The sequence below is a fragment of the Pseudaminobacter sp. Soil_N_29 genome, assembly GCF_057656055.1.
In genome coordinates this window covers 24,275-44,800 of sequence record NZ_JBDGLC010000014.1, presented here as the reverse complement: position 1 = coordinate 44,800, position 20,526 = coordinate 24,275, and the positions used below count along the sequence as shown (strand labels likewise).

Sequence of the window (20,526 nt, the reverse complement as noted above, 5' to 3'; positions counted from 1 at the left end):
AATCGAGACTCAGCCCTTGGATTTAGGGCTGAGTTGCTTGACGAAGCCACATTAGCTTCTTGTCGCGGGCGGTGGCCGCGCTATCATCGGGCCTTCATGGGCACCGCTCTCGAAAGGTCCGATGGTTGCTACAAATCAAGCCTGCCGCCCCCGCAGTGCTCGATGCGCTGGACAAGATACTAGCCAGCGAAACGTTTAGCCGTTCCGAGCGCGCACGCAAATTGCTGCGCTACCTTGTCGAACAGGAGCAGGCGGGCGAGGCAGACAGGCTCAAGGGCTTCACCATTGCCGTCGATGTGTTCGGACGCGATGCCGATTTCGATTCCTCGGCCGACGCGGTGGTGCGCGTGCAGGCCAGAAGGCTGCGCGACCTTCTGAAGCAATATTCCGAGACGGAAGGCGCCGACGATCCGCTGCGGGTCGTCATTCCGCGCGGCAGCTACGTTCCCGTTTACGAAGTGGCGGGCAAGACGGAAGAAGCCATACCTATCGCCTCGCGGGTCGAGGCCGCCGCTTCGCCTCCGCTTGCCGCCAGAGCCACCATGCCGCTCCACGCCCCTTCGGCGTCGGAAGCCCGCGTGATGCGGCATCTGCGGCTCTTCTGGGCTGCCATGGTCGTCATCATCGCCATGCTCGGTTTTGTCACCTTCCGCCTCCTCACGGCAGACGCCGCGGGTGACGCCGCACTGGCGACGGACACGGGGATGACTACGACCGGAGACGTTGCCGCCGCAGTGTCCTCACCAGTGGCCCTGCCGACGGTTCATGTCATCAGCACGGCGAACGACCAGGCCGTCGCCCGCGTTGCCGCCCTGCTTCGCGGCGGTCTCACCGGCTTCGACACGATCGACATGATTGCCCGGGACCCGGATGCGGAGGACGGCACGTCCATAAACCCGCTTCAGTTCGTCTTCGAGGTCACGCCAGGCTCGGTCACTGGCAGCGTGACCATAGACCTGAAGAACAGCGCCAGCGCCAAGCTTCTGGTGTCGCAGACGCTCGCCCCGGCCGATCTTAATACGGCCACCTTGGACGACCGCCTCGCCGATCTGCTGAGCGCGACCATTCCGGTGTCGGGCGCGCTCTATGGCTTTATCGAGCAGAACCGCCTTGCTTCCGGACTGGTGGAATGCCTCCTTCTCAACGATCGCTATTACCTGGACCAGATGCCGCAGAAACACGAAGCCGCCTACCGCTGCTTCAGCGACCTTGCCGAAAGCGGCGTCAAGTCGCCGTTGATCCATGCGGAGCTGGCGTCGCTGCTTCAGAAGGCGATTTCGGAACGCTATGACTTTCCGGCCGACCGCTCGCTCGAAAAGGCCATGACGCTTGCATACCGCGGCGTTCTTACCGGACCTACCAGCCCGTATGCGCACCGGTCCTACGGGTATGTGAACTCCAGCGCCGGAAACACCGCCGAAGCCATCCGCTTCATGCGCAAGGCCTATGAACTCAACACCTACGATCTGAGCATGGCAGCGGCCTATGGCTATGCGCTCATATTTTCCGGCGACTACAAAACCGGCGTGCCAATCATGAGGCGTGCGGTCGAGGCATCGAGCGCCCACCCGAACTGGTGGGACTACGGGCTGTTCATCGCCGAGTTCATGATCGGCAACGATGACAGGGCATCAACGGCCACCGACGCGCTGGTGTCGACGAAGAAGGCGCATTACCTCGCCGCGAGGCTGATAGCTGCCGCCAATGCCGGCAATGCCGAGCTGGCCAGGAGCCTCGCCGACGAAATCGTCACCGATTTCCCCGACTTCGCCGCCAATCCACGTCTGGCCTTCGAAAAGGCAAACTACCCGGCTGATCTCGTTGAAAAGCTCGCGACTACCATTCGCGCCACTGGCCTCGCCAATCCGAGCTGAGGCCAGGGAACTTCAATGCAACCTGCCTCGACAAGCTCCGTCCCGCCGCCCTCGCTTTTTGCGGAAGAATATGGCGCGGGGCAGAACGTCATTGTCCTGCTTCACGGCTTCGGCGCTTACCACGACGTCTGGCGGCCAATCGTTGTCGCTCTCGCCGAGGAAGATAGGCACATGATCGCCTACGACCTTCCCGGCCACTGTCGCTCCCTCGGCTGGCCTGATGCCGGGCCGGCCAGGACCGCCGCGAAGGCAGTTCTGGCCGACCTCGATACGCGGGGCATCAAACGCGCCCATTTCGTCGGCCATTCGATGGGCGGCGCAGTGGCTGCTCTGGCAGCACTTGCCCAGCCCGAACGCGTGGCATCGCTGACCCTGCTGGCGCCTGGCGGCTTCGGCGAGCAGATCAACGGCGCCTTGCTGCACCGCTATGCGGCCGCGACCACGCAAGCCGAGCTCGCCGAATGCCTGGCGGCTATGTCAGCGCCAGGCATCACGCCGCAAACGCATAACCTCCCCGCCTTTGCCGAGATGCGCGCCGCGCCCGGGCAGAAGGAGAAACTTACCGAAATCGCCTCAATTATCGCGCGAGATGACAGGCAGGGCGTCATTCCCCGCGAAAGGCTGGCGAGCCTGCCCAGGTCGGTCGCGGTGATCTGGGGCACGGAGGATCCCGTGCTGCCCTTCGCGCAGACTGCGGACCTGCCGCCCGCCTTCCAGCTTCACCCCGCGGGCGGCGCCGGCCACATGCTGGTGGAAGAACGCCCCGAACTGGTCGTGGATGTCATTCGGCGAATGTCTCTCTAGACAGGACGTTCCGCCTTCCCGGCAACAAGCGATGATGATGCAGCACCTGATGCATTGGCCCCGCGGCTATGGTAAAAATTTCCTAACCCGTCTTTTGGAGTGACTTCCCATGGCCGATGCAGGGGAAAATATTACGCCGATCGACCCCCAGCGGCGGCTTGCCGACGCAATTCGTGACGTCAAGAATGCAGCCGCAGACCGCGAAGACGTGGTTGTGGAACTGCGCGAGGCCAGCCGCATGCGGCTGGAACTGCTGGCGCAGGAACTGGCGCCGGTATTCGCCGAAGTGCCTACCGATATCGACATGTTCGACTTTGCCGTTTCCGCGGGCCTGCAGCCGCGCCTCTGGATCGACGCCGTCAGCCATGTCGGCCTCGGTCGCGACCGCCGCACCTACCGCTTCCTGAAGGATACCCGCATCGGTCGTGTCGTGCTGGCCGAGTCGACCGACATGAAGCCCGTTGCAGAGCAGGTAACCCGCTACATTGCCGAGCGCATTGTCGAACGCCAGCGCCAAATGGATGGCGGGATAAGCCACAGCTACGCAGGCACGAAGGCCGTTCCGGAGGCCGCAGCGGCTCTTCAGGCCCCGCGCGCCAGTGGCTGGCAGAACGTCTTCGCCGCTTTCGGTCTGTTCGCCGCCGGCGCGGTGGTGGGCTTCGCCCTTACCATGGCCTGGCTGCGCGTCGGGCTCTCGGCGCTCATGTCAGGCTTCTGACTACCGCGCCGCCTGCGATGCCCTGACGGAGTGCAAGGTCAGGTCGAGCGACATCAGTTGCGCCGGCGGCGTGGCCGGTCCGGTCAGGCCATGGCGGCTCAGGTGAAGCTCCCAAGCCCCCGGCTCGCCCCCAATGTCGAACAGATTGTATTGCGCCGCCGGATTGCGGCCGCCTACGCCCTGACCGGCCGCCGCGACGCCGACCACCGGCACCGGCTTTTCGGCGGTGCCGATCCAGAAAAGCGAAGGCAGGTGCGAGTGGCCGTGCACGATGAGTTCCGCGCCGTGCCGATTGATGACCTGCTGGAAACGGGCGATGCCGAACAGCCGCTTGTGCTGTGCCACTGCGCTGCGCACGGGCGGGTGATGGATCATGACGACGCGAAACAGCCCCTGCCCGGCCGCCGCGTCGAGAAGCCCCCCCAGCCGATGCGCCTGGCCCTCGCGGAAGAAGCCGTTGGCCATGAAGGGCGCCGTCGCCCGCGCAGTGGAAACGCCAATAAGCGCGACCGGGCCGCGCACCCGCATGTAAGGGAAGGCATGTCGGCCCACCGGCGCCGTCTGTCGGTCGCCCCTCATCCACGGCGCCCAGGAATGGCAGATCTTGTCGAAGGCGCCCGGCACATAGGCATCATGGTTGCCCGGCACCACCGATACGTCGCGGGGGCTGCCGAGCGTTTCCAGCCACAGGCGTGCCAACTCGATTTCGCCGTTAAGTGCCAGGTTCACCAGGTCGCCCGTCACCACAATGTGATCCGGCTGCGCCGCCTTCAGGTCGGTGACGATGGTGTCGATAATGCCGTCGTGAAGAAGATGCCTGCGATTTCGCTGCCAGTTGACGTAACCTGTGACGCGCTTGGAAGCGAGTTCACGATAGGTTACAGCGGGCAGAGGCCCCATATGGACATCGGAAATATGCGCAAGCCTGAACATGGATTCCTTTTAGGCCACACGATCACCGCTTTCTACCCGCCGGTTGCGGCTTGATGTCTGGCGACGAAAGCTCTGACCGGCTCCAACAGAGAGGTTGGGCGCAGTTGCGCTCGCGCCTGTTCCACCTCTACTTCGTGTTGCGCCGGCCGATGACCCTCGGCGTCCGCGGCCTAGTCTACGACAAGCCGCGCAACTCCGTATTCCTTATTCGGCACACCTATGTGCCCGGCTGGCAGCTTCCGGGCGGCGGCGTGGAAACCGGCGAGACGATGCTTGAAGCGCTGGAGCGGGAGGTTTGGGAGGAAGGCAATATCGCCTTCACCGCGCCGCCACAGCTCAAATCGGTGCATCTCAACAGCCATGCCAGCCGCCGCGATCACGTCGCCCTTTACCTGATCGAAGCCTTCAGCCAGGAAGCCTCGAAGCTGCCGGACCACGAGATCGCGGAAGCGGGCTTCTTCCCGCTTGCCAGCTTGCCCCAGGCGACGACGCCTGGAACGCTGAGGCGCATCGCCGAGGTGTTCGACGGCGTGGCGCCATCGCCCTACTGGTGATCAGGCCGCCTTGCGGAAGCGGTCGCGGTCATTCGCGGCCAGCAGGTCGATTTCCGGCCCGACCGGGATGATCCGCGTCGGATTGATGGTGACGTGGCTGCCGTAATAGTGCGCCTTGATGTGCAGGAAGTTGACCGTGCCTGCCACTCCCGGCACCTGGTAGAGATCGCGCAGGTAGTTCGACAGATTCGGATAATCCGCGATGCGCCGCAGGTTGCATTTGAAATGCCCGACATAGACCGGGTCGAAGCGCACCAGCGTGGTGAACAGTCGCCAGTCGGCCTCGGTCAGCCGGTCGCCGACGAGATAGCGCTGCCGTGACAGGCGCTGCTCCAGTTGGTCAAGCGCCCCGAAGAGTTCCCCAAACGCTTCTTCATAGGCCGCCTGCGTCGTAGCGAATCCGGCGCGATAGACGCCATTGTTGATTGCGGGATAGACGCTCTCGTTGACGGCGTCGATCTCCTCGCGCAGCGCTTCGGGATAAAAGTCGAGCGAGGCATCACCCCATTCGTTGAATGCCGAGTTGAGCATGCGGATGATCTCGGACGACTCGTTGGAAACGATCGTCTGCTGCTGCTTGTCCCACAGCACCGGGACCGTCACCCGGCCGGAATAGTGCGGATCGGCTTTGGTGTAGATCTGGTGCAGGTAGTCGAGGCCGTAGAGCGTGTCGCCCGTGGCGCCGTCCTCGGCAAGGAACGTCCAGCCGTTCTCGCCCATGAAATGGTGCACGACCGACACGGAGATGATGTTCTCCAGCTTTTTCAGCACGCGGAAGATGAGGGTGCGGTGCGCCCAGGGGCAGGCCAGCGAGACATAGAGGTGATAGCGACCCGGCTCGGCCTTGAAGCTGCGCGTCTTGCCCGGCGCCGGCCGCCCGTCAGGGCTAACCCAGTCGCGCCACTGCGACTGGGAGCGGACGAACCGACCGCCCGATTCCTTGGTGTCGTACCAGCGGTCCACCCATTTTCCGTCTACCAGCAATCCCATGTCATGCTCCTTCGCTTCTCGATCCTATTTAGTGACGAAAGCGCCGGCGCGGAAAGCCCGGGCGCGGAAACACTTCGTCAATGCGGTGCGCACGCGTGAATGTCGGATGGACGCGGGACAGATTTGATGCTAGCGGACGTTCCGATGGCAAACGTCTTTGCACATATCCGGTTCGACCGACGACGAATCAGCACCCGCGCTTGAACCAGCGCGGACAGCGAGCGCCGCTGCGCGCGGCGATTAGTCTTCCCTCGACGGACTGCAATGACGATGACTCTTGCCGTGACCTATATGCCGGAACTGCCGGCGCACGATCCTGAAATCGATGCCATCAACGAGGAGGCCTTCGGGCCCGGCCGCTTCACGCGTGCCGCCTACAAGATCCGTGAAGGCGGCCCGCACGACCGCCAGCTTTCCTTCGTGGCACTGCATGACGGCATCGTGATTGCCTCGGTGCGAATGACCTGGATCGCGGCTGGCAAGGGCCGCGCGCTGCTGCTGGGGCCGCTTGCAGTCAGGCCGTCGTTCAAGAATATCGGCATCGGGCGCAGGCTGGTGGCCATGGCGCTGGAGGCGGCAGAACAGGCGGGCGCACCTTCGGTGGTTCTCGTCGGCGACGAGCCCTATTATGGCCCGCTCGGCTTCAAGAAAATCCCATACGGCCAGGTCGCCATGCCGCGCCCGGTCGATCCCAACCGGCTGCTCGCAGTCGAGATCCGGCCAGGTGCCGTGGCTTTGCTTGCAGGCGATGTCTGCCATGCCAACCTGGTCGACGGGGTAAGCCAGCACTAGCCCTGTTGCGCGGCCGCGCAGGGCTCCGTAGCATGGGGCAGATAACCGGAGAGGTGCTCCCCATGAACCCCAAGGACCAGATTGCAATCGTAACCGGTGGCGGCTCGGGGCTGGGCGAGGCTACCGCGCGGACACTTGCGGCTCATGGCGTCAAGGTCGGCGTTCTGGACATCGGCATCGACCGTGCACACAAGGTGGCAGCCGATATCGGTGGCGTAGCCGTCAAATGCGACGTGGTCAGCGCCGAAGATGCGGAAAGAGCCATAGCCGAAGTGACCGAGAAACTCGGCACGCCGCGCATACTGGTCAATTGCGCCGGCATAGCGGTCGGCATGAAAACCGTCGGCAAGGATGGGCCGCACCCGCTCGACGTCTACCGCACGGTGATCGAGGTCAACCTCATCGGGACCTTCAACATGATCCGCCTGGCCGCCGACCGCATGGCCAAGCTCGACCCGCTCGAAGGCGGTGAGCGCGGCGTGATCGTCAACACTGCATCCGTGGCGGCGTTCGACGGACAGATCGGCCAGGCCGCCTATTCGGCGTCCAAGGGCGGCGTGGTGAGCATGACGCTGCCGGTCGCGCGCGACCTTGCCCGCTCCGGCATCCGCGTCGTGACCATCGCGCCGGGCATCTTCAAGACGCCGATGATGGCCGGCATGCCGCAGGAAGTGCAGGATTCGCTGGGCGCGGCCGTGCCCTTCCCGCCCCGCCTCGGCGAGCCGTCGGAATATGCCGCGCTCGCGCTTCACATCGTCGAAAACCAGATGCTGAACGGCGAGACGATCCGGCTCGACGGCGCGATCCGCATGCCGCCGAGATAGACTGCGAAATGAGTTCCGCGCAGGCCGATTGCGACATGAAGGGACCGCTTGCCGGCCTGACGGTGGTGGAACTGGCCGGGCTCGGCCCCGTCCCGTTGGCCGGGCTGATGCTGGCCGAAATGGGGGCGCGCGTTGTCCGCATCGAGCGGCCGAGCAACGACCGCGCCTTCCTGCGCCTGCCGCCGCAGTATGACCTCGACCGCCACGGCCGTGAGATACTGACGGTCGACCTCAAGCGCCCGGAAGGGGCCGAACTCGTGCTGCGGTTGGTGGAGCGCGCCGACGTGCTGATCGAGGGCTTTCGGCCTGGCGTCATGGAACGGCTCGGCCTCGGACCGGAAGTCGCCTGCGCGCGCAACCCGCGGCTGATCTACGGCCGTCTGACCGGCTTCGGCCAGACCGGCCCGCTGGCCCCCCGCGCCGGCCACGACCTAACCTATCTCGCCTATTCCGGTGCTCTCTATGCAATCGGCCACAAGGGCGGCAGGCCGGTGCCGCCGCTCAACCTCGTGGGAGACTACGGCGGCGGCACCATGATGCTGATCGCAGGCCTGCTGGCGGCCTTGTTCGAGCGCTCCCGCTCCGGCAAGGGCCAGGTCATCGACGCATCGATGATCGAAGGCGCCTCCATGCTTGCCGCACCCTATTTCGGCTTCATGGCCGCAGGCATATGGAACGAGTGGCGCGGCAACAACCTTCTCGATTCCGGCACGCCCTTCTACGACACCTATGAAACCGCCGACGGCCGCCACATCGCCGTGGCCTGTCTGGAGCCGCATTTCTTCGCCGAATTCGCGCGGCTGCTGCCGCTCGACGCCCGTTTCGTGGCGGCGCAGTATGACAGAAGCGCCTGGGAAGAAATGCGCGCGGCGATAGCCGAACGGGTGGCACGCAAGAGCCGCGACGAATGGGCGGCGATCTTCGAGGGAACCGAAGCCTGCGTGGCGCCGGTGCTTTCGTTCAGTGAGGCAGCACGCCACCCGCACAACCGCGCCCGCCAGAGCCATATCGAAGCCGGCGGCTTCGTTCGCCCTGCCCCCGCGCCGCGCTTTTCGCGTACCGCTGCAGAACCCGCGGGCGCACCGGCCGGCGCCGCCTGCGATGCCGCTTCCATCCTTGCCCGCTTCGGTTTTTCCGAAGCGGAGGCGGAGGCACTTGCCAAGGACGGCATTGTCGGCAAATAAGTAGACAATGTTTGTCATGATTTTGCGAGGGTATTGGCGTGGCTGGTGGCGAGAAGAAAAAGGACGGTGTACTCGAGACCACGCAGGAGGCGATCACGCTCGGCAAGACGCTGCTGCGCACCGCCCGTCACGGGGCCATCGCTGTGCTGGAGCCGAATACCGGTGCGCCGCTGGCAAGCAGGGTCGGCGTTGCCAATGATATTGACGGAACGCCTTTGATCCTCATCTCGATGCTTGCCGCTCACACGCCGGCCTTGCTGGCAGATCCGCGCTGTTCGCTGCTGCTCGGCGAAGCCGGCAAGGGAGATCCGCTGGCCCATCCGCGCATCTCGCTGGCTTGCCGGGCCGTGAAGCTGGAGCGCGGCACGCCCGAGCATGAACGGGCGCAGCGCCGCTACCTGAACCGCAACCCGAAGGCACAGCTTTATGTCGGCCTCGGCGATTTTTCCTTCTTCCGGCTCGACGTGCAGGGCGCAAGCCTGAATGGCGGCTTCGGCCGCGCCTACAACCTCACCCGCGCCGACCTGATCACCGAAAGTCCCGCCCTGGAAGCGCTGGCCGAGAGCGAACAGGGCGCGCTGGACCACATGAATGCCGACCATCGCGATGCCATCGAAATTTATGCCCACCATTTTGCCGGCGCCAGCGGCGACGGCTGGACGCTGACCGGCCTTGATCCGGAAGGAATGGACATCGCCTCCGGCGACACGATCAAGCGCATATTTTTCCCGCACAAGTTGACGGATGCCGGCGAATTGAGAAAGATGCTGGTCGACATGGCCAAGGCTGGGAGAACTGCAGGCACGCCAAGCTAGTTTATCGTTCGGGAAGCTGTCGCGAACACGCCGAGCGAGACGCACGCCGCCAGACGCCGGCTAACAGAAGACAATCGACGTTATCTGCCCCCGTAACGTCCACCACCGAGAATTTGCGGGGGCACTAATGCTATCGAAACCTGTTATCGAACACGCCGGCGCGGCAGCGACACTTCTTTCCCTGTTGGGGAACGAAAAGCGCCTCATCATTGTCAGCCGCCTGCTGGGCCGGGGCGAGATGTCGGTTGGGGCGATAGCCGATCATGTGGGGCTGAGCCAATCGGCATTGTCGCAGCATCTGGCCAAGCTGCGCGGCGCCGGGCTGGTGGAAACCCGCCGCGACAAGCAGACCATCTATTATTCCTGCAACTCGGACGCCGTGCGCCGCCTGCTGAGCACGCTCGATGCCATTTTCAATGAGGCAGATGGGCAGACGCCGGCGACCTTGAGGATCATGGAAGAGAGCCGGCTGCGTGCGGGCGACCTGAAGACTTGACCAGTCTCCGGCCAGCTCGTTTAACGGCCGTCTCCCGATCAGCGGCCGAGGCGGCAATGCAGCTTTTACGAATCGACGACCCGGCGGACCCGCGTGTCGCCGCCTATATGAACATACGCGAACGCGACCTTGCCGGCCGGCAGGGGCTGTTCGTGGCTGAAGGCAAGGTCGTGCTGAACGTGCTGTTTTCTGCGCGGCGCTTCGAGGCCGAATCGGTGCTGCTGCTGGAAAACCGGGTCGCCGGCATGGCGGACACGTTGCGGCTGGCTCCGCCGGACCTGCCCGTCTACGTGGCGTCGGGCGACGTACTCGACCGCATCGCCGGCTTCCACATGCACCGCGGCGTCCTGGCGATTGGGCGCAAGAGAGCGCATGAGCCGATCGAATCCGCGCTGGACGCCCTGCCCCCCCAGGCGCTTGTCGTGGTGCTTGTGGGCATTTCCAATCACGACAACATGGGCGCGATCTTCCGCAACGCCGCCGCCTTTGGCGCTGACGCCGTGCTCCTGGACGATACGTGCTGCGACCCGCTCTATCGAAAGGCGATCCGGGTTTCAGTGGGCGCCGCGCTGAAAGTACCATTCGCGGTGGCGGCAACCCCAAACGAACTCATCGAAGCTCTGGCGGCCAGGGGTTTCGAGCAGGTCGCACTCTCGCCCCGCGGGGAGATCGAGTGCCGCGGCATGAAAAGGCCGCCTCGGCTGGCGGTCTATTTCGGCACCGAGGGCGATGGCCTGCCGGAACAGATTCTGGGACGGCTGCGGACGGTGCGGATTGCGATGGCGCCCGGGTTCGACAGCCTGAACGTCGCCGCCGCTTCAGCGATCACGCTGCATCACTTTGCCCAGCCGGCGTCAACCGGCTGACGCCGCCTTGCGCAATGCCTTTACGCGATCTGCCAGGCTGATCGGTCGCTCGGGGCCGTCGAACTCGACGGGTGGATTATCAAGCGCCTTGATGATCGGCGAGTCCGGGCCGTCCAGCATGGCCGTCAGGCTGACCATTTCTGCGGCCAGTTCGTTCATCTGCTCCCGGAGCCGTGCGCTTTCGCCGTCCCTCGCGACCGTGACCGGCGATGCAGTGGCAGCATCCCTGGAAGTCTTGAGGCGCTTGTTCTCGCGCGCCAGCGCGGTCAGCCGCTCCTCCAGCCGATCCCGATCGGCCGAAAGCTTGGCAACCACCTGGTCGACGTCGCCATCCAGCACAGGCGCCTTAGAACGGGCTGCCGCCTTGCGCTTTTCCTCGCTGCTGGCGAGCTTGGACGTCAATCGCTCTATTTTCTTTTCCATGTCGTTCGCCCGCTTCCTTTCGGCCTTCGCCTCCTCGCGCGCGGTTCTGGCGTCCAGCGCCATCGCCTGGGCGCGCGCCTCGGCCTCCTTGCGCTGAGCCTTGAGCTGCAGCACCGTTTCGGCGAGTTTCTCGTTTTCACTTTCGCGCGCCACGAGCTCGATCTGGCGCGTGCTGGAGGCGAAACTGGCCTCGTCATACATCGCGCCAAGCTTCTCCACCTCAGCGGCATTCATCGCCTGCGCGCTTTCGGCATCCGCCAGCCTGGCCGTCAGGTGGCGGATTTCCTCGTTCCGGGCCGCAAGGTCGGCGCGGAGGGCTTCGGTCTGCGCCTCCAGGGTCGCGATTGTCTGGCTCTTCTGGTCACCCGCGGCGGTGAGCGCCTTGATCTCCTCGAGCCCGCGGCCGATGTCGACCATCTGCGTGGCGGTGCGGTCGCGCAGCGAGGACACCGTCATCTCAAGCCGGCGGACCGCCATGGCGGCCTCTGCGCGAACTTGATCCTTGTCGGCCTGGATCTCGGCGGGTGTCAGCGGCATGGTGGCTTCGATGCGCTTGCGCGTCAGCCTGGCCGCGCGCCGCAGGGCCGCAGGCGCAAACAGCGCCACGACGAAGCCGGCGCAGAGGAAGCCGAGAACAAAGAACAGGACCGACTGGATCACGCTACATTATCCGTTGCGGGCGAGCACGCCTCCACACCCTCAATTTCTCTGCCACAAGCGTGCCCCGCGAGCAACGTTTGCGGCAGAAGTCAGCGAGATCCGTAGGCGATGCCTAGAACGGATTCCAGGTCGGCTCCGAGGTGAGCTTCAGATAGCCGAGATTGACGCCAAGGCGAGCGCCGACGCCCGTGCGGACCGGAACCAGCAGAATGTTGTTGTTCTTCAGCACATTGAAGCCGAAGCCGGCCACGATATAAGCAGCGCCGGAAACGCCGCCGAAGCGCCCGTACAAGCTGGAAATATCATCCAGATTGTAGACGAGAATCATCGTGCGCGACCCTTGCCCGCCAAAATCCCAGCCGAGGGAAGGCCCTTGCCAGAACACTTTGTGGTCGCCGGCATTCTTCGTGTAGAGCGTCCCCTCGCCATAGGTCAGCCCGCCGATCAAGGCGCCGGAGCCTTCCTCGCCCAGGATGTACCCGTTGGGCAGGCCATAGGAGGCGAATATCTTCTCGACGGCAGATGCCAGGCCGCCGGAGGTCGCGCCGAAGAAGCGATGCCCGGAATCGACAATCTCCTGGGCCGAATATTCTTGCGCGCGCGCCGCCAATGGCGAAAAGGCCAGGAGGCTCAACGCCGCAAGAACCATTGCGATCAAACGATACAGGACCCGGTCGTAACTTGTGAAAAGCATGCTTTCAATTCTCCGTCCGCGAGCACTCTCGCTGACGCCTCTGCTGTGCGGCTCTTTGGCGGCCGCTTCCGCATTCGATTATCCGCAAATTATGCCCCAAACGTTTTCCAACTATTAAGCTTGGCCAGAAGAAGGCGGATAGAAGGCAGGTACGGCACAAAGAAGCCTTTTCCACCGGAAGCCTGGCCTACGCAGGCGCTGATGACAGGAACTCCCTCCCCGCCGTCCCAGTCTGTATTATCGGCGTTCAAAATGATTCGTCTGAGGCGGCGCGGCAGCCCAGCCGGCGCCGGCAATATTTTTTCGAGGGGATTCCTACCATGGCCGACACCTTTGCCCTGTCCGCGCCCGACCTTGCCGCGCTCCTGTGCAGCCGGGTGTGCCACGACATCATTTCGCCGGTCGGCGCCATCAACAACGGTTTGGAACTTCTCGACGAAGGCGGGGCCGACGAGGATGCGATGAACCTCATCCGCACCAGCGCGCGCAACGCCTCGGCCCGGCTGCAGTTTGCCCGCATTGCCTTCGGAGCAGCCGGTTCGGCCGGAATGATGATCGACACGGGCGACGCTGAAACGGTTGCCACCGCGTTCCTGAAGAACGAGAAGCCTGAACTGACCTGGACCGGGCGTCGCGCGCTGCTGCCCAAGAACAAGGTCAAGCTGCTGCTCAACATGATCCTGGTGGCCAATGGCGCGATCCCGCGCGGCGGCAAGATCGACGTGACGCTCGACGACGTCGAGACGGAGCCGAAGTTCTCGATCAAGGCCAGCGGCCCGATGCTGCGCGTGCCGCCGAAGTTCCTCGAACTGCATTCCGGCAGGACCCCGGAGGAGCCGATCGACGCCCACGCCATCCAGCCCTACTACACCCTGCTTCTGTCTCGCGAGGCCGGCATGACCATATCGATCCACGCCACATCGGAAGAGATCGTCTTCGCGGCCGCCTGAGCCGGAACACAGCACCACGCGTCAACCAATGGAATGCCTCCGCACTGCGGGGGCATTTTGCATTTGGGGGTGTGCCCGCGTTGGTGCTTTACCCAAACTTTACCCAACCAATTGTCCGCTTTTTTACCCTCTCCGCCCTAAGGTGCCGTCACATTGCAAGGCATTCGGCTGCTGGGAGCTTCGGAAATGGAATTGAAGCGCTGTCTGTTCGTTGACGATTCAAACGTCGTGCGCAAGGTCGCCAGGCGAATCCTGAGCGGTTCCGACATGCTGGTTATGGAGGCCTCGACCGGCTCCGAGGCAATCGATGCATGTGCGACCGAAATGCCCGACATCATCGTTGTCGACGGAGCCTTGCCCGACATGCCAAGCGACATGGTGATTCGCCGCATCCGCGCCCTTGAAACGCCGGTGAGGCCCCGAATAGCCGTCTGCCTCGTCGAACTCGACATCAGCGCCATCATGCGCGCCAAGCGTGCCGGCGCGGACGACTACCTGCTCAAGCCGTTCGATCGCTCGCAACTTCTGGCGCGGTTCCGCAACCTCGAAGCCGCCTGAACGCGCAAGTTCCCTGCGGACCTGGCGCCGTGCCCCAAAATGCAAAGACCCGGCAGAGCCGGGTCCAGCAAGGCAACCATCGCGAAAAGAGGATGCGATCAGGCGCTTTCGCGAATTTCCTCGGGCTCGCGCAGCACATAGCCGCGGCCCCAAACGGTCTCGATATAGTTCTGGCCACCGGACGCGGTGTCGAGCTTCTTGCGCAGCTTGCAGATGAAGACGTCGATGATCTTCAGCTCGGGCTCGTCCATGCCGCCATAGAGATGGTTGAGGAACATCTCCTTCGTCAGCGTCGTGCCCTTGCGCAGCGAAAGCAGCTCGAGCATCTGGTATTCCTTGCCGGTCAGATGCACGCGCTGGCCAGCCACCTCGACGGTCTTTGCGTCGAGATTGACGACGAGGTCGCCAGTGGTGATCACCGACTGCGCATGCCCCTTCGAGCGACGCACGATGGCGTGGATGCGCGCGACCAGTTCGTCCTTGTGGAACGGCTTGGTCATGTAGTCGTCGGCGCCGAAGCCGAGGCCGCGCACCTTGTCCTCGATGCCGGCCATGCCGGACAGGATGAGGATCGGCGTCTTGACCTTCGAGAGCCGCAGCGTGCGCAGCACCTCGTAACCCGACATGTCCGGCAGGTTCAGGTCCAGAAGAATAATATCGTAGTCGTAGAGCTTGCCGAGATCGACGCCCTCTTCGCCGAGATCCGTCGTGTAGACGTTGAAGCTCTCGGACTTCAGCATCAGCTCGATGCTCTGTGCGGTCGCACTATCGTCTTCAATCAGCAGAACACGCATTTCAATCCCCTTTTCTGCCGCCGAACCGCTTCGCCAGCTTTCGGCGCCGCGGCAGTGATTGCCTGGATCACAGGCTGTCATCGAATGGTTAACAAAACCTAATTTTTCGTTTCAAGCAATATCGGTTTTTTAACCCTCGTCTACACCCCATTGAATCTAAACATGAATCGCGAGGCCAATTCCTAAAGCGTCACATTAACAAATGACAATAAGCGCCGCTGTGGATTCCGCTTCCGATCATTAGCTTTCGCGACTGGATTTTTACCGCCCCTTAAGCCCTGCCCCGTATGATTAACAACGCCCGTAAACGAATGGTTACCGACGCGGAGAATCTTAGGACTTTGTTTCCTATCGTGTCGCCACACCAGAGCCTTCACCGACGGTCGGGCCTGAGAGAAGCGGTTTGATTGGGATGTGCGCGTGTGCGGGAGTATCGAATAATGAAGTCACGTGAAAACCTCGTTAGGCTGAAGCAGTTTCAGGTGAGCGAGAAACGCCGCCAACTCATGCAGCTCGACATGATGATCGCGGAATTCGACCGAATGGCCACCGAGCTCGAGCTTCAGATCGAAGCCGAGGAAAAGAAGGCCGGCATCACCGACATCAACCATTTCGCCTATCCGACCTTCGCCAAGGCGGCGCGCCTGCGCCGCGACAATCTCAAGAACTCTAAGTCCGATCTGATGCAGCAGAGGGCCGCTGCCGAATCATTACTCGACGAAGCTGAAGCGGAGCTTTCCAAGGCCGAGTTGCTGGAATCTCGCGACGGCAAGACGCGGGACGTCGCGGCGACTGGCCGCAGCGCCATGATCGGCTGACTGCCGGCCAACGGCCCCTGTATTTCCGGGCAAACCTGACCGCCGCCGGGCCACAATATTCGGAAGCGGACGAATAGGGAAACCGCTGGATTGAGCCCTGGTCGTGCGCAATTGGGCTCAGGCGCAGTCGGACCTTGGCCCCAGTGCCACAAGCGCGGCACATCCATACTTTTTAAGAATCCACACCGGCAAACTGATCGCCGCATCAGCGATTACGTTTGGCCGCCGTCTCCCGCGTGGTGCGGGAGCGACGTCAACCAGCCATCGAGACATCGCCGCATTGCCACATGGAAACGGCCGGACCCGAGGGCCCGGCCGGATAGGTCTTCGTAACGAGAGCCGCCGAAAGGCTCAAACCTTCGACGGCGCCTCTGTGCAACTCAATGGCGATATTGCTGAATGCGAGTGGTGCGCAATCCGGCAAGGCCATATTCATCGATGGAAGCCTGCCACGAGAGAAACTCTTCCGTGGTGAGCTTGTAGCGCTGACACGCCTCATCGAGGCTGAGAAGCCCTCCCCTCACGGCTGCCACCACCTCGGCCTTCCGCCGAATGACCCAACGCCGGGTGTTCGACGGTGGAAGATCAGCAACCGTAAGCGGGCTGCCATCCGGCCCAATAACATATTTGACGCGCGGTCTAACCAGATCGGTCATAGTACTCTCTACAAAACTCAAAGACCCAATCGGAACCACCTTATCGCCCTAGCTTTAAAAATTGCCTAAATCCGGAGCCGGCCTTGTGTATTGTTCGTAAACCATTTGTTAGCCATAAAACTTGCTCACCGGCCGGGTGCCGCACGCCACTCCTGGGCCGCAACGTTCCAAGTCGGGACGCCAAAGGTGGCGCTTGCGCCTTGCTTGACCTATATTCCGGTCGTTGGCATGAACCCCGCAAAAGCTGAAACGGACTTCTTTGATGAACAGCCTGGACCTGCCCGGACGGCCTGAAGACACCCGCGTCGTGGTTGCGATGTCGGGCGGGGTCGATTCCTCCGTCGTCGCCGGCATCCTCAAGCGCGAGGGCTATGACGTGGTTGGCGTGACGCTGCAGCTCTACGACCACGGCGCAGCCACGCACCGCATCGGCTCGTGCTGCGCCGGCCAGGACATTGATGATGCACGCCGGGTTTCCGAGACCTTGGGCATTCCTCACTATGTGCTCAACTATGAGGAACGCTTCCGCAAGGCCGTCATCGATCCCTTCGCGGAGAGCTACGTCTCGGGCGAAACGCCGATTCCCTGCGTCTCCTGCAACCAGACCGTGAAGTTCGCCGACCTGCTGGAAACCGCGCGCGAGCTTGGCGCCGATGCCTTGGCGACAGGCCATTACATTCGCTCCCGGCCCAATGGCGTCCACCGTGCGCTCTACCGGCCGGTCGATGCCGACCGCGACCAGAGCTATTTCCTGTTTGCCACCACGCAGGAGCAGATCGACTACCTGCGCTTTCCGCTTGGCGGCATGTCCAAGCCGGAAGTGCGCGCCATCGCGGAACAACTCGGCCTGTCGGTCGCCAACAAGCACGACAGCCAGGACATATGCTTCGTGCCGCAGGGCAAATATTCCGACATCATCGCAAAGCTGAAGCCGGCAGCCGCCACGCCGGGAGAGATCGTCCACATCGACGGCCGTGTGCTGGGCAAGCACGAGGGCATATTGCGCTATACGATCGGCCAGCGGCGCGGAATCGGCATCGCATCGGGCGAACCGCTCTATGTCGTTCACCTCGACGCAGACAGGGCCCGCGTGATCGTAGGCCCTCGTGAGGCGCTTGAGACGCACAAGATCTATCTGCGCAACATCAACTGGCTGGGCGACACGCCGCTGAACGAAATCGCGCCGGAAGGCGTGGAGCTTTTCGCCAAGGTACGCTCCAGCCGGCCGCCTCGCCCCGCCATGCTGCACAATCGCGACGGCGTCACCTGGGTCGAGCTTGGCGACGGCGAATCGGGCGTCGCGCCCGGACAGGCCTGTGTCCTTTATGAAGACGACGGCAACGATGCGCGCGTGCTTGGCGGCGGTTTCATCGAACGGTCGGAGCGGGGCGCCGAAGCCGAGGCGATGCTTTCGAAGCTGGCTTCGACACCGGTGGCGGCAGAATAGGCCGCTGCAGCAGCGCGCGGGTTTCCACCGGCGGTCCGCCGCACCCGCAGATTGCAATAGGCTTCAAGTTGGCTGAACGGTGGCCGGGTTATCCGGCCGCCTTCGCATCAACCGTGAGTGACGGAGCCCGCCGTCAGGATCCGCAGCACGGTGATCGCCTCCTCGCCGCCAGTCAGCGGCGGCTGACGCGTCTGAATGCACGACAGGAAATGTTCCAGTTCGCGCGTGAGGGGCATGCCCTCTTCGACGTCGATATAGGTGGGCTCGTTGGCGGTGAAGGCCCACTGGCCGCTGTCCTGCCAGACCGCGTGGCGATAGACGGCGAGCTTTCGCTCCCACGGCTCGACGTCATCGAAAACCGCCATGGCCCGAGTGCCGACCACCGTCAGGCGGCGCTCGCGATAGGGATTGAGGCGCGAAGCGAACAAATGGCTGCGCAAACCATTGGGGAAGCGCATGTGCAGATGCGCAAAATCGCTGAGATGGTCGAGCAGGGCCGCGCCCTCGCCGCGAATTTCCACAGGCTCCGCGCCGGTGATCGCCAGGATCATCGAAAGGTCATGCGGCGCCAGGTCCCACAGCGCGTCGTTCTCGGTGTGGAATTTTCCAAGCCCGAGCCGGTGCGAGTGAATGTAGCGCACCTCTCCAAGTTCGCCCTGGTCTATCAGCGCCTTCAGCTTCTCGAAGGCCGGATGGAAGCGCAGGACATGGCCCACCATGAAGATGCGCCCATGCGCGCGGGCTGCCGCCACCGCGCGTTCGGCATCCGCCACGGTGAGCGCGATCGGCTTCTCCACCAGAACGTCCTTGCCGTTCTCGACCGCCTTGATCGCGGCTTCGGCGTGGAACTGCGGCGGCAACGCCATGACGATGGCATCGACGTCAGGTCGCGAAAACAAGGCGTCCGGGTCGATGGCGAGGCAATCCTGCTCGCTGGCAAACCCTTCGGCGCGCGCGCGGTTGGCGTCCGAAACCGCATGGAGGGCGCCCAAAGCCTTTAGGGTACGGATGTGGTTGGAGCCCCAATATCCGCATCCCAGAACTGCAATTCGCGGTTTCATCGATTTTTTGAACTCAAAGAACAGGTGGGGGGAGACATAACGGCGCGCCGTTTCGAACTCAACCCCCGGGCTCTCCATCGATTCCGCCAAGCGCTGCCGCCGCATGGAAAAATCGTCAACAAACCCCGAACTAAGCTGCTTGACAGGGTGGGCAGCACCACCTTATATCCGCCCAGCCTTAGCAAAGCGCTTCGAAATGCCCCGCCTATTGGGGCGGACTTCAAGCTTTCTGCTGCGGGGGCGGAGTAGCTCAGTTGGTTAGAGCAGAGGAATCATAATCCTTGTGTCGGCGGTTCAAATCCGTCCTCCGCTACCATCGCTCCCCACACAGTCTCCGTGGGATTGCCAAACTTCTGAATAGCGTCTGTTAAAGCGTCCAAGCGCCGGACGATTTGGAGCGACTTGTCGGGATTCACGACGACCTTTTCAATCAGGTCACGAATGATCACCAAGTCAGGAACGTCCGCGTGAGCGCCCTTCTCCAGAAGTGGCTGGGGTTTTGCAGTGACATCGAGGTGACGCTTGATCAGAGTCGGGTGCGGCTCAATCTTCATGTCTGGGACTTCCTGCTTCAGGACCTCAAGCTTATGGGCGCGTTGCCGCCCGGCAGCTTGGGGGCCGAGGAAGGAACCCGCTGCGCACGTCGCCCCGGAACCGGAAGTGATGACCCTAAGCGGATATTCCGCGGCACCCAAAGCGCTGATCGGTGGGTTCTTGGGTCGCTATGCCGGTCTGTAGATGCGCTCTGCAGTGCGCCAGAAAATGTTAGCCTGATCGACCTCGCTATATGTCGCCGCTGCCGTGCGGTGCGCAGTGATCAAATCGGCATGGCTGGTCCATAATTTCTCGATCGGAAAGTTCGACCCGAACATCAGCCGGCCACTACCAAGGATCTCGATGGCCGTATCATAGACCATCGCGATCAAAACCGGGTCGTTGCGGTGCTCGAAGGTCCCCAGTCCCGACAGCTTTACGGTGAGGTTCGGCGCCTTGGCGAGCGTGCTCAGACCGCTGCGCCACTCGTCGATCGTCTTCTCGTCACTTGCGGTCAGCATACCCGCGTGGGTGAGGATGAATTCGATCTGTGGGTTCTCGCCGATCAGTTGCAGCCCATCCTCCATCTGCGGCGGGAAAAGCTGCAGATCGAAGGACAGGCCGTAGTCTTGCAACCAGCGCACATTGGCGCGCACCTTCGGATCGATCACCTGACGCGCGTGGCTTGCGAAACGGAATGCAGGCATCTCGTGCCAGTGAAGCTGCATGCGCACGCCGCGCAGCAGCGGGTATTTCATCAGACGGTCGAGCTGGGGCCGAACGTCGTCGACCGTCATGTCGGCATAGCCCACGATTGCGTGCGGCCAGCCGGTGCACGCCGCCGTCTCGCTGACGAAGGCGACCTCCTTCTCGAAATCCTCCTTGGCCCAGTTCGTCTGGACATAGACGGCTTTCTCGACGCCCGCGTGCCGCTGGTCTTCAAGAAATTCCTCGATCGGGTAGTCGCGGCGGATCGGCTCATAAGGCCCAAAAATGCGCGGCACCATGGGTCCGACAAGCCACGGCTGGTCCTTCTGCCGCCAGATATGGAAGTGGGAATCGATGATCTTCTGCATCATGG

Annotated in this window: 22 protein-coding genes and 1 tRNA gene; 15 read left to right on the top strand and 8 right to left on the bottom strand. The window is 63.0% G+C overall.

Annotated elements, in window-relative coordinates:
• The first annotated feature begins 221 nt into the window (after positions 1-221).
• From AC3A4H_RS22865 to AC3A4H_RS22855, 3 genes are all read left to right on the top strand, one after another.
• Positions 222-1,874, top strand: a complete 1,653-nt coding sequence (locus tag AC3A4H_RS22865; RefSeq protein ID WP_487768761.1) for a tetratricopeptide repeat protein — start codon at positions 222-224, stop codon at positions 1,872-1,874.
• 15 nt (positions 1,875-1,889) lie between these two features.
• On the top strand, positions 1,890-2,678 hold the full coding sequence (locus AC3A4H_RS22860) for an alpha/beta fold hydrolase (protein ID WP_487768760.1): 789 nt from the start codon (positions 1,890-1,892) through the stop codon (positions 2,676-2,678).
• 109 nt (positions 2,679-2,787) lie between these two features.
• Positions 2,788-3,396 (top strand): hypothetical protein, encoded by a 609-nt coding sequence (locus AC3A4H_RS22855; protein WP_487768759.1) that lies wholly within the window; start codon positions 2,788-2,790, stop codon positions 3,394-3,396.
• Here AC3A4H_RS22855 and AC3A4H_RS22850 read toward each other — a convergent pair whose 3' ends face one another.
• Positions 3,397-4,329 carry a metallophosphoesterase family protein gene (locus tag AC3A4H_RS22850; protein ID WP_487768758.1) on the bottom strand — a complete coding sequence of 311 codons (933 nt, stop codon included), beginning with the start codon at positions 4,327-4,329 and terminating at the stop codon, positions 3,397-3,399.
• A 53-nt stretch (positions 4,330-4,382) separates the two neighbouring features.
• Here AC3A4H_RS22850 and AC3A4H_RS22845 point away from each other — a divergent pair, with 53 nt between their 5' ends.
• Positions 4,383-4,883: an NUDIX domain-containing protein gene (locus AC3A4H_RS22845; RefSeq protein ID WP_487768757.1), complete on the top strand. Its 501-nt coding sequence runs from the start codon at positions 4,383-4,385 to the stop codon at positions 4,881-4,883.
• Here the strand turns inward: AC3A4H_RS22845 and AC3A4H_RS22840 are convergent, their stop codons facing one another.
• Positions 4,884-5,873 carry a glutathione S-transferase family protein gene (locus tag AC3A4H_RS22840; RefSeq protein ID WP_487768756.1) on the bottom strand — a complete coding sequence of 330 codons (990 nt, stop codon included), beginning with the start codon at positions 5,871-5,873 and terminating at the stop codon, positions 4,884-4,886. It abuts the gene before it with no gap.
• A gap of 270 nt (positions 5,874-6,143) precedes the next feature.
• Between AC3A4H_RS22840 and AC3A4H_RS22835 the strand changes: the two genes are divergently transcribed.
• The 6 genes from AC3A4H_RS22835 to AC3A4H_RS22810 all read left to right on the top strand — a co-directional run bounded on the left by AC3A4H_RS22835 (position 6,144) and on the right by AC3A4H_RS22810 (position 10,850).
• On the top strand, positions 6,144-6,665 hold the full coding sequence (locus AC3A4H_RS22835; protein ID WP_487768768.1) for a GNAT family N-acetyltransferase: 522 nt from the start codon (positions 6,144-6,146) through the stop codon (positions 6,663-6,665).
• Between the two features lie 62 nt (positions 6,666-6,727).
• Complete coding sequence (locus tag AC3A4H_RS22830) at positions 6,728-7,489, top strand: 3-hydroxyacyl-CoA dehydrogenase (protein ID WP_487768755.1); 762 nt, start codon at positions 6,728-6,730, stop codon at positions 7,487-7,489.
• Positions 7,490-7,497: 8 nt separating this feature from the next.
• Positions 7,498-8,673 (top strand): CaiB/BaiF CoA transferase family protein, encoded by a 1,176-nt coding sequence (locus AC3A4H_RS22825; RefSeq protein WP_487768754.1) that lies wholly within the window; start codon positions 7,498-7,500, stop codon positions 8,671-8,673.
• Positions 8,674-8,711: 38 nt separating this feature from the next.
• Positions 8,712-9,488 carry a HugZ family pyridoxamine 5'-phosphate oxidase gene (locus AC3A4H_RS22820; RefSeq protein ID WP_487768753.1) on the top strand — a complete coding sequence of 259 codons (777 nt, stop codon included), beginning with the start codon at positions 8,712-8,714 and terminating at the stop codon, positions 9,486-9,488.
• A 127-nt stretch (positions 9,489-9,615) separates the two neighbouring features.
• Entirely contained in the window at positions 9,616-9,984 is a 369-nt protein-coding gene (locus AC3A4H_RS22815; protein ID WP_487768752.1) for an ArsR/SmtB family transcription factor, read from the top strand.
• A gap of 56 nt (positions 9,985-10,040) precedes the next feature.
• Complete coding sequence (locus AC3A4H_RS22810) at positions 10,041-10,850, top strand: TrmH family RNA methyltransferase (RefSeq protein ID WP_487768751.1); 810 nt, start codon at positions 10,041-10,043, stop codon at positions 10,848-10,850.
• Here AC3A4H_RS22810 and AC3A4H_RS22805 read toward each other — a convergent pair.
• Entirely contained in the window at positions 10,839-11,933 is a 1,095-nt protein-coding gene (locus tag AC3A4H_RS22805; RefSeq protein WP_487768750.1) for a coiled-coil domain-containing protein, read from the bottom strand. The two genes, AC3A4H_RS22810 and AC3A4H_RS22805, sit on opposite strands and share 12 nt — an antisense overlap.
• Before the next feature lie 112 nt (positions 11,934-12,045).
• Positions 12,046-12,627: a DUF1134 domain-containing protein gene (locus AC3A4H_RS22800; protein WP_487768749.1), complete on the bottom strand. Its 582-nt coding sequence runs from the start codon at positions 12,625-12,627 to the stop codon at positions 12,046-12,048.
• Between the two features lie 320 nt (positions 12,628-12,947).
• Between AC3A4H_RS22800 and chpT the strand changes: the two genes are divergently transcribed.
• Positions 12,948-13,577, top strand: a complete 630-nt coding sequence (chpT, locus tag AC3A4H_RS22795; RefSeq protein ID WP_487768748.1) for a histidine phosphotransferase ChpT — start codon at positions 12,948-12,950, stop codon at positions 13,575-13,577.
• A gap of 192 nt (positions 13,578-13,769) precedes the next feature.
• Positions 13,770-14,135, top strand: coding sequence for a response regulator (locus tag AC3A4H_RS22790; RefSeq protein WP_487768747.1), 366 nt, complete (start codon positions 13,770-13,772; stop codon positions 14,133-14,135).
• A 98-nt stretch (positions 14,136-14,233) separates the two neighbouring features.
• Here the strand turns inward: AC3A4H_RS22790 and ctrA are convergent, their stop codons facing one another.
• Positions 14,234-14,929 (bottom strand): response regulator transcription factor CtrA, encoded by a 696-nt coding sequence (gene ctrA / locus AC3A4H_RS22785; protein WP_348781108.1) that lies wholly within the window; start codon positions 14,927-14,929, stop codon positions 14,234-14,236.
• Between the two features lie 440 nt (positions 14,930-15,369).
• Here ctrA and AC3A4H_RS22780 point away from each other — a divergent pair, with 440 nt between their 5' ends.
• Positions 15,370-15,747, top strand: coding sequence for a flagellar export protein FliJ (locus AC3A4H_RS22780; RefSeq protein ID WP_348781109.1), 378 nt, complete (start codon positions 15,370-15,372; stop codon positions 15,745-15,747).
• A 380-nt stretch (positions 15,748-16,127) separates the two neighbouring features.
• Here the strand turns inward: AC3A4H_RS22780 and sciP are convergent, their stop codons facing one another.
• Complete coding sequence (gene sciP, locus AC3A4H_RS22775) at positions 16,128-16,403, bottom strand: CtrA inhibitor SciP (RefSeq protein ID WP_128628601.1); 276 nt, start codon at positions 16,401-16,403, stop codon at positions 16,128-16,130.
• A gap of 262 nt (positions 16,404-16,665) precedes the next feature.
• On the opposite strand from sciP, the gene mnmA reads away from it, so the two are divergent.
• Entirely contained in the window at positions 16,666-17,850 is a 1,185-nt protein-coding gene (gene mnmA, locus AC3A4H_RS22770; protein WP_487768746.1) for a tRNA 2-thiouridine(34) synthase MnmA, read from the top strand.
• A gap of 107 nt (positions 17,851-17,957) precedes the next feature.
• On the opposite strand, the gene AC3A4H_RS22765 is transcribed toward mnmA, so the two are convergent.
• The gene (locus tag AC3A4H_RS22765) at positions 17,958-18,911 is read right to left on the bottom strand and encodes a Gfo/Idh/MocA family protein (protein WP_487768745.1); all 954 of its coding nucleotides are present in this window, start codon (positions 18,909-18,911) and stop codon (positions 17,958-17,960) included.
• Between the two features lie 239 nt (positions 18,912-19,150).
• Here AC3A4H_RS22765 and AC3A4H_RS22760 point away from each other — a divergent pair.
• Positions 19,151-19,227: transfer RNA gene (locus AC3A4H_RS22760), tRNA-Met, on the top strand.
• 406 nt (positions 19,228-19,633) lie between these two features.
• Here the strand turns inward: AC3A4H_RS22760 and AC3A4H_RS22755 are convergent.
• On the bottom strand, positions 19,634-20,521 hold the full coding sequence (locus tag AC3A4H_RS22755) for an amidohydrolase family protein (RefSeq protein ID WP_487768767.1): 888 nt from the start codon (positions 20,519-20,521) through the stop codon (positions 19,634-19,636).
• Positions 20,522-20,526 lie beyond the last annotated feature (5 nt).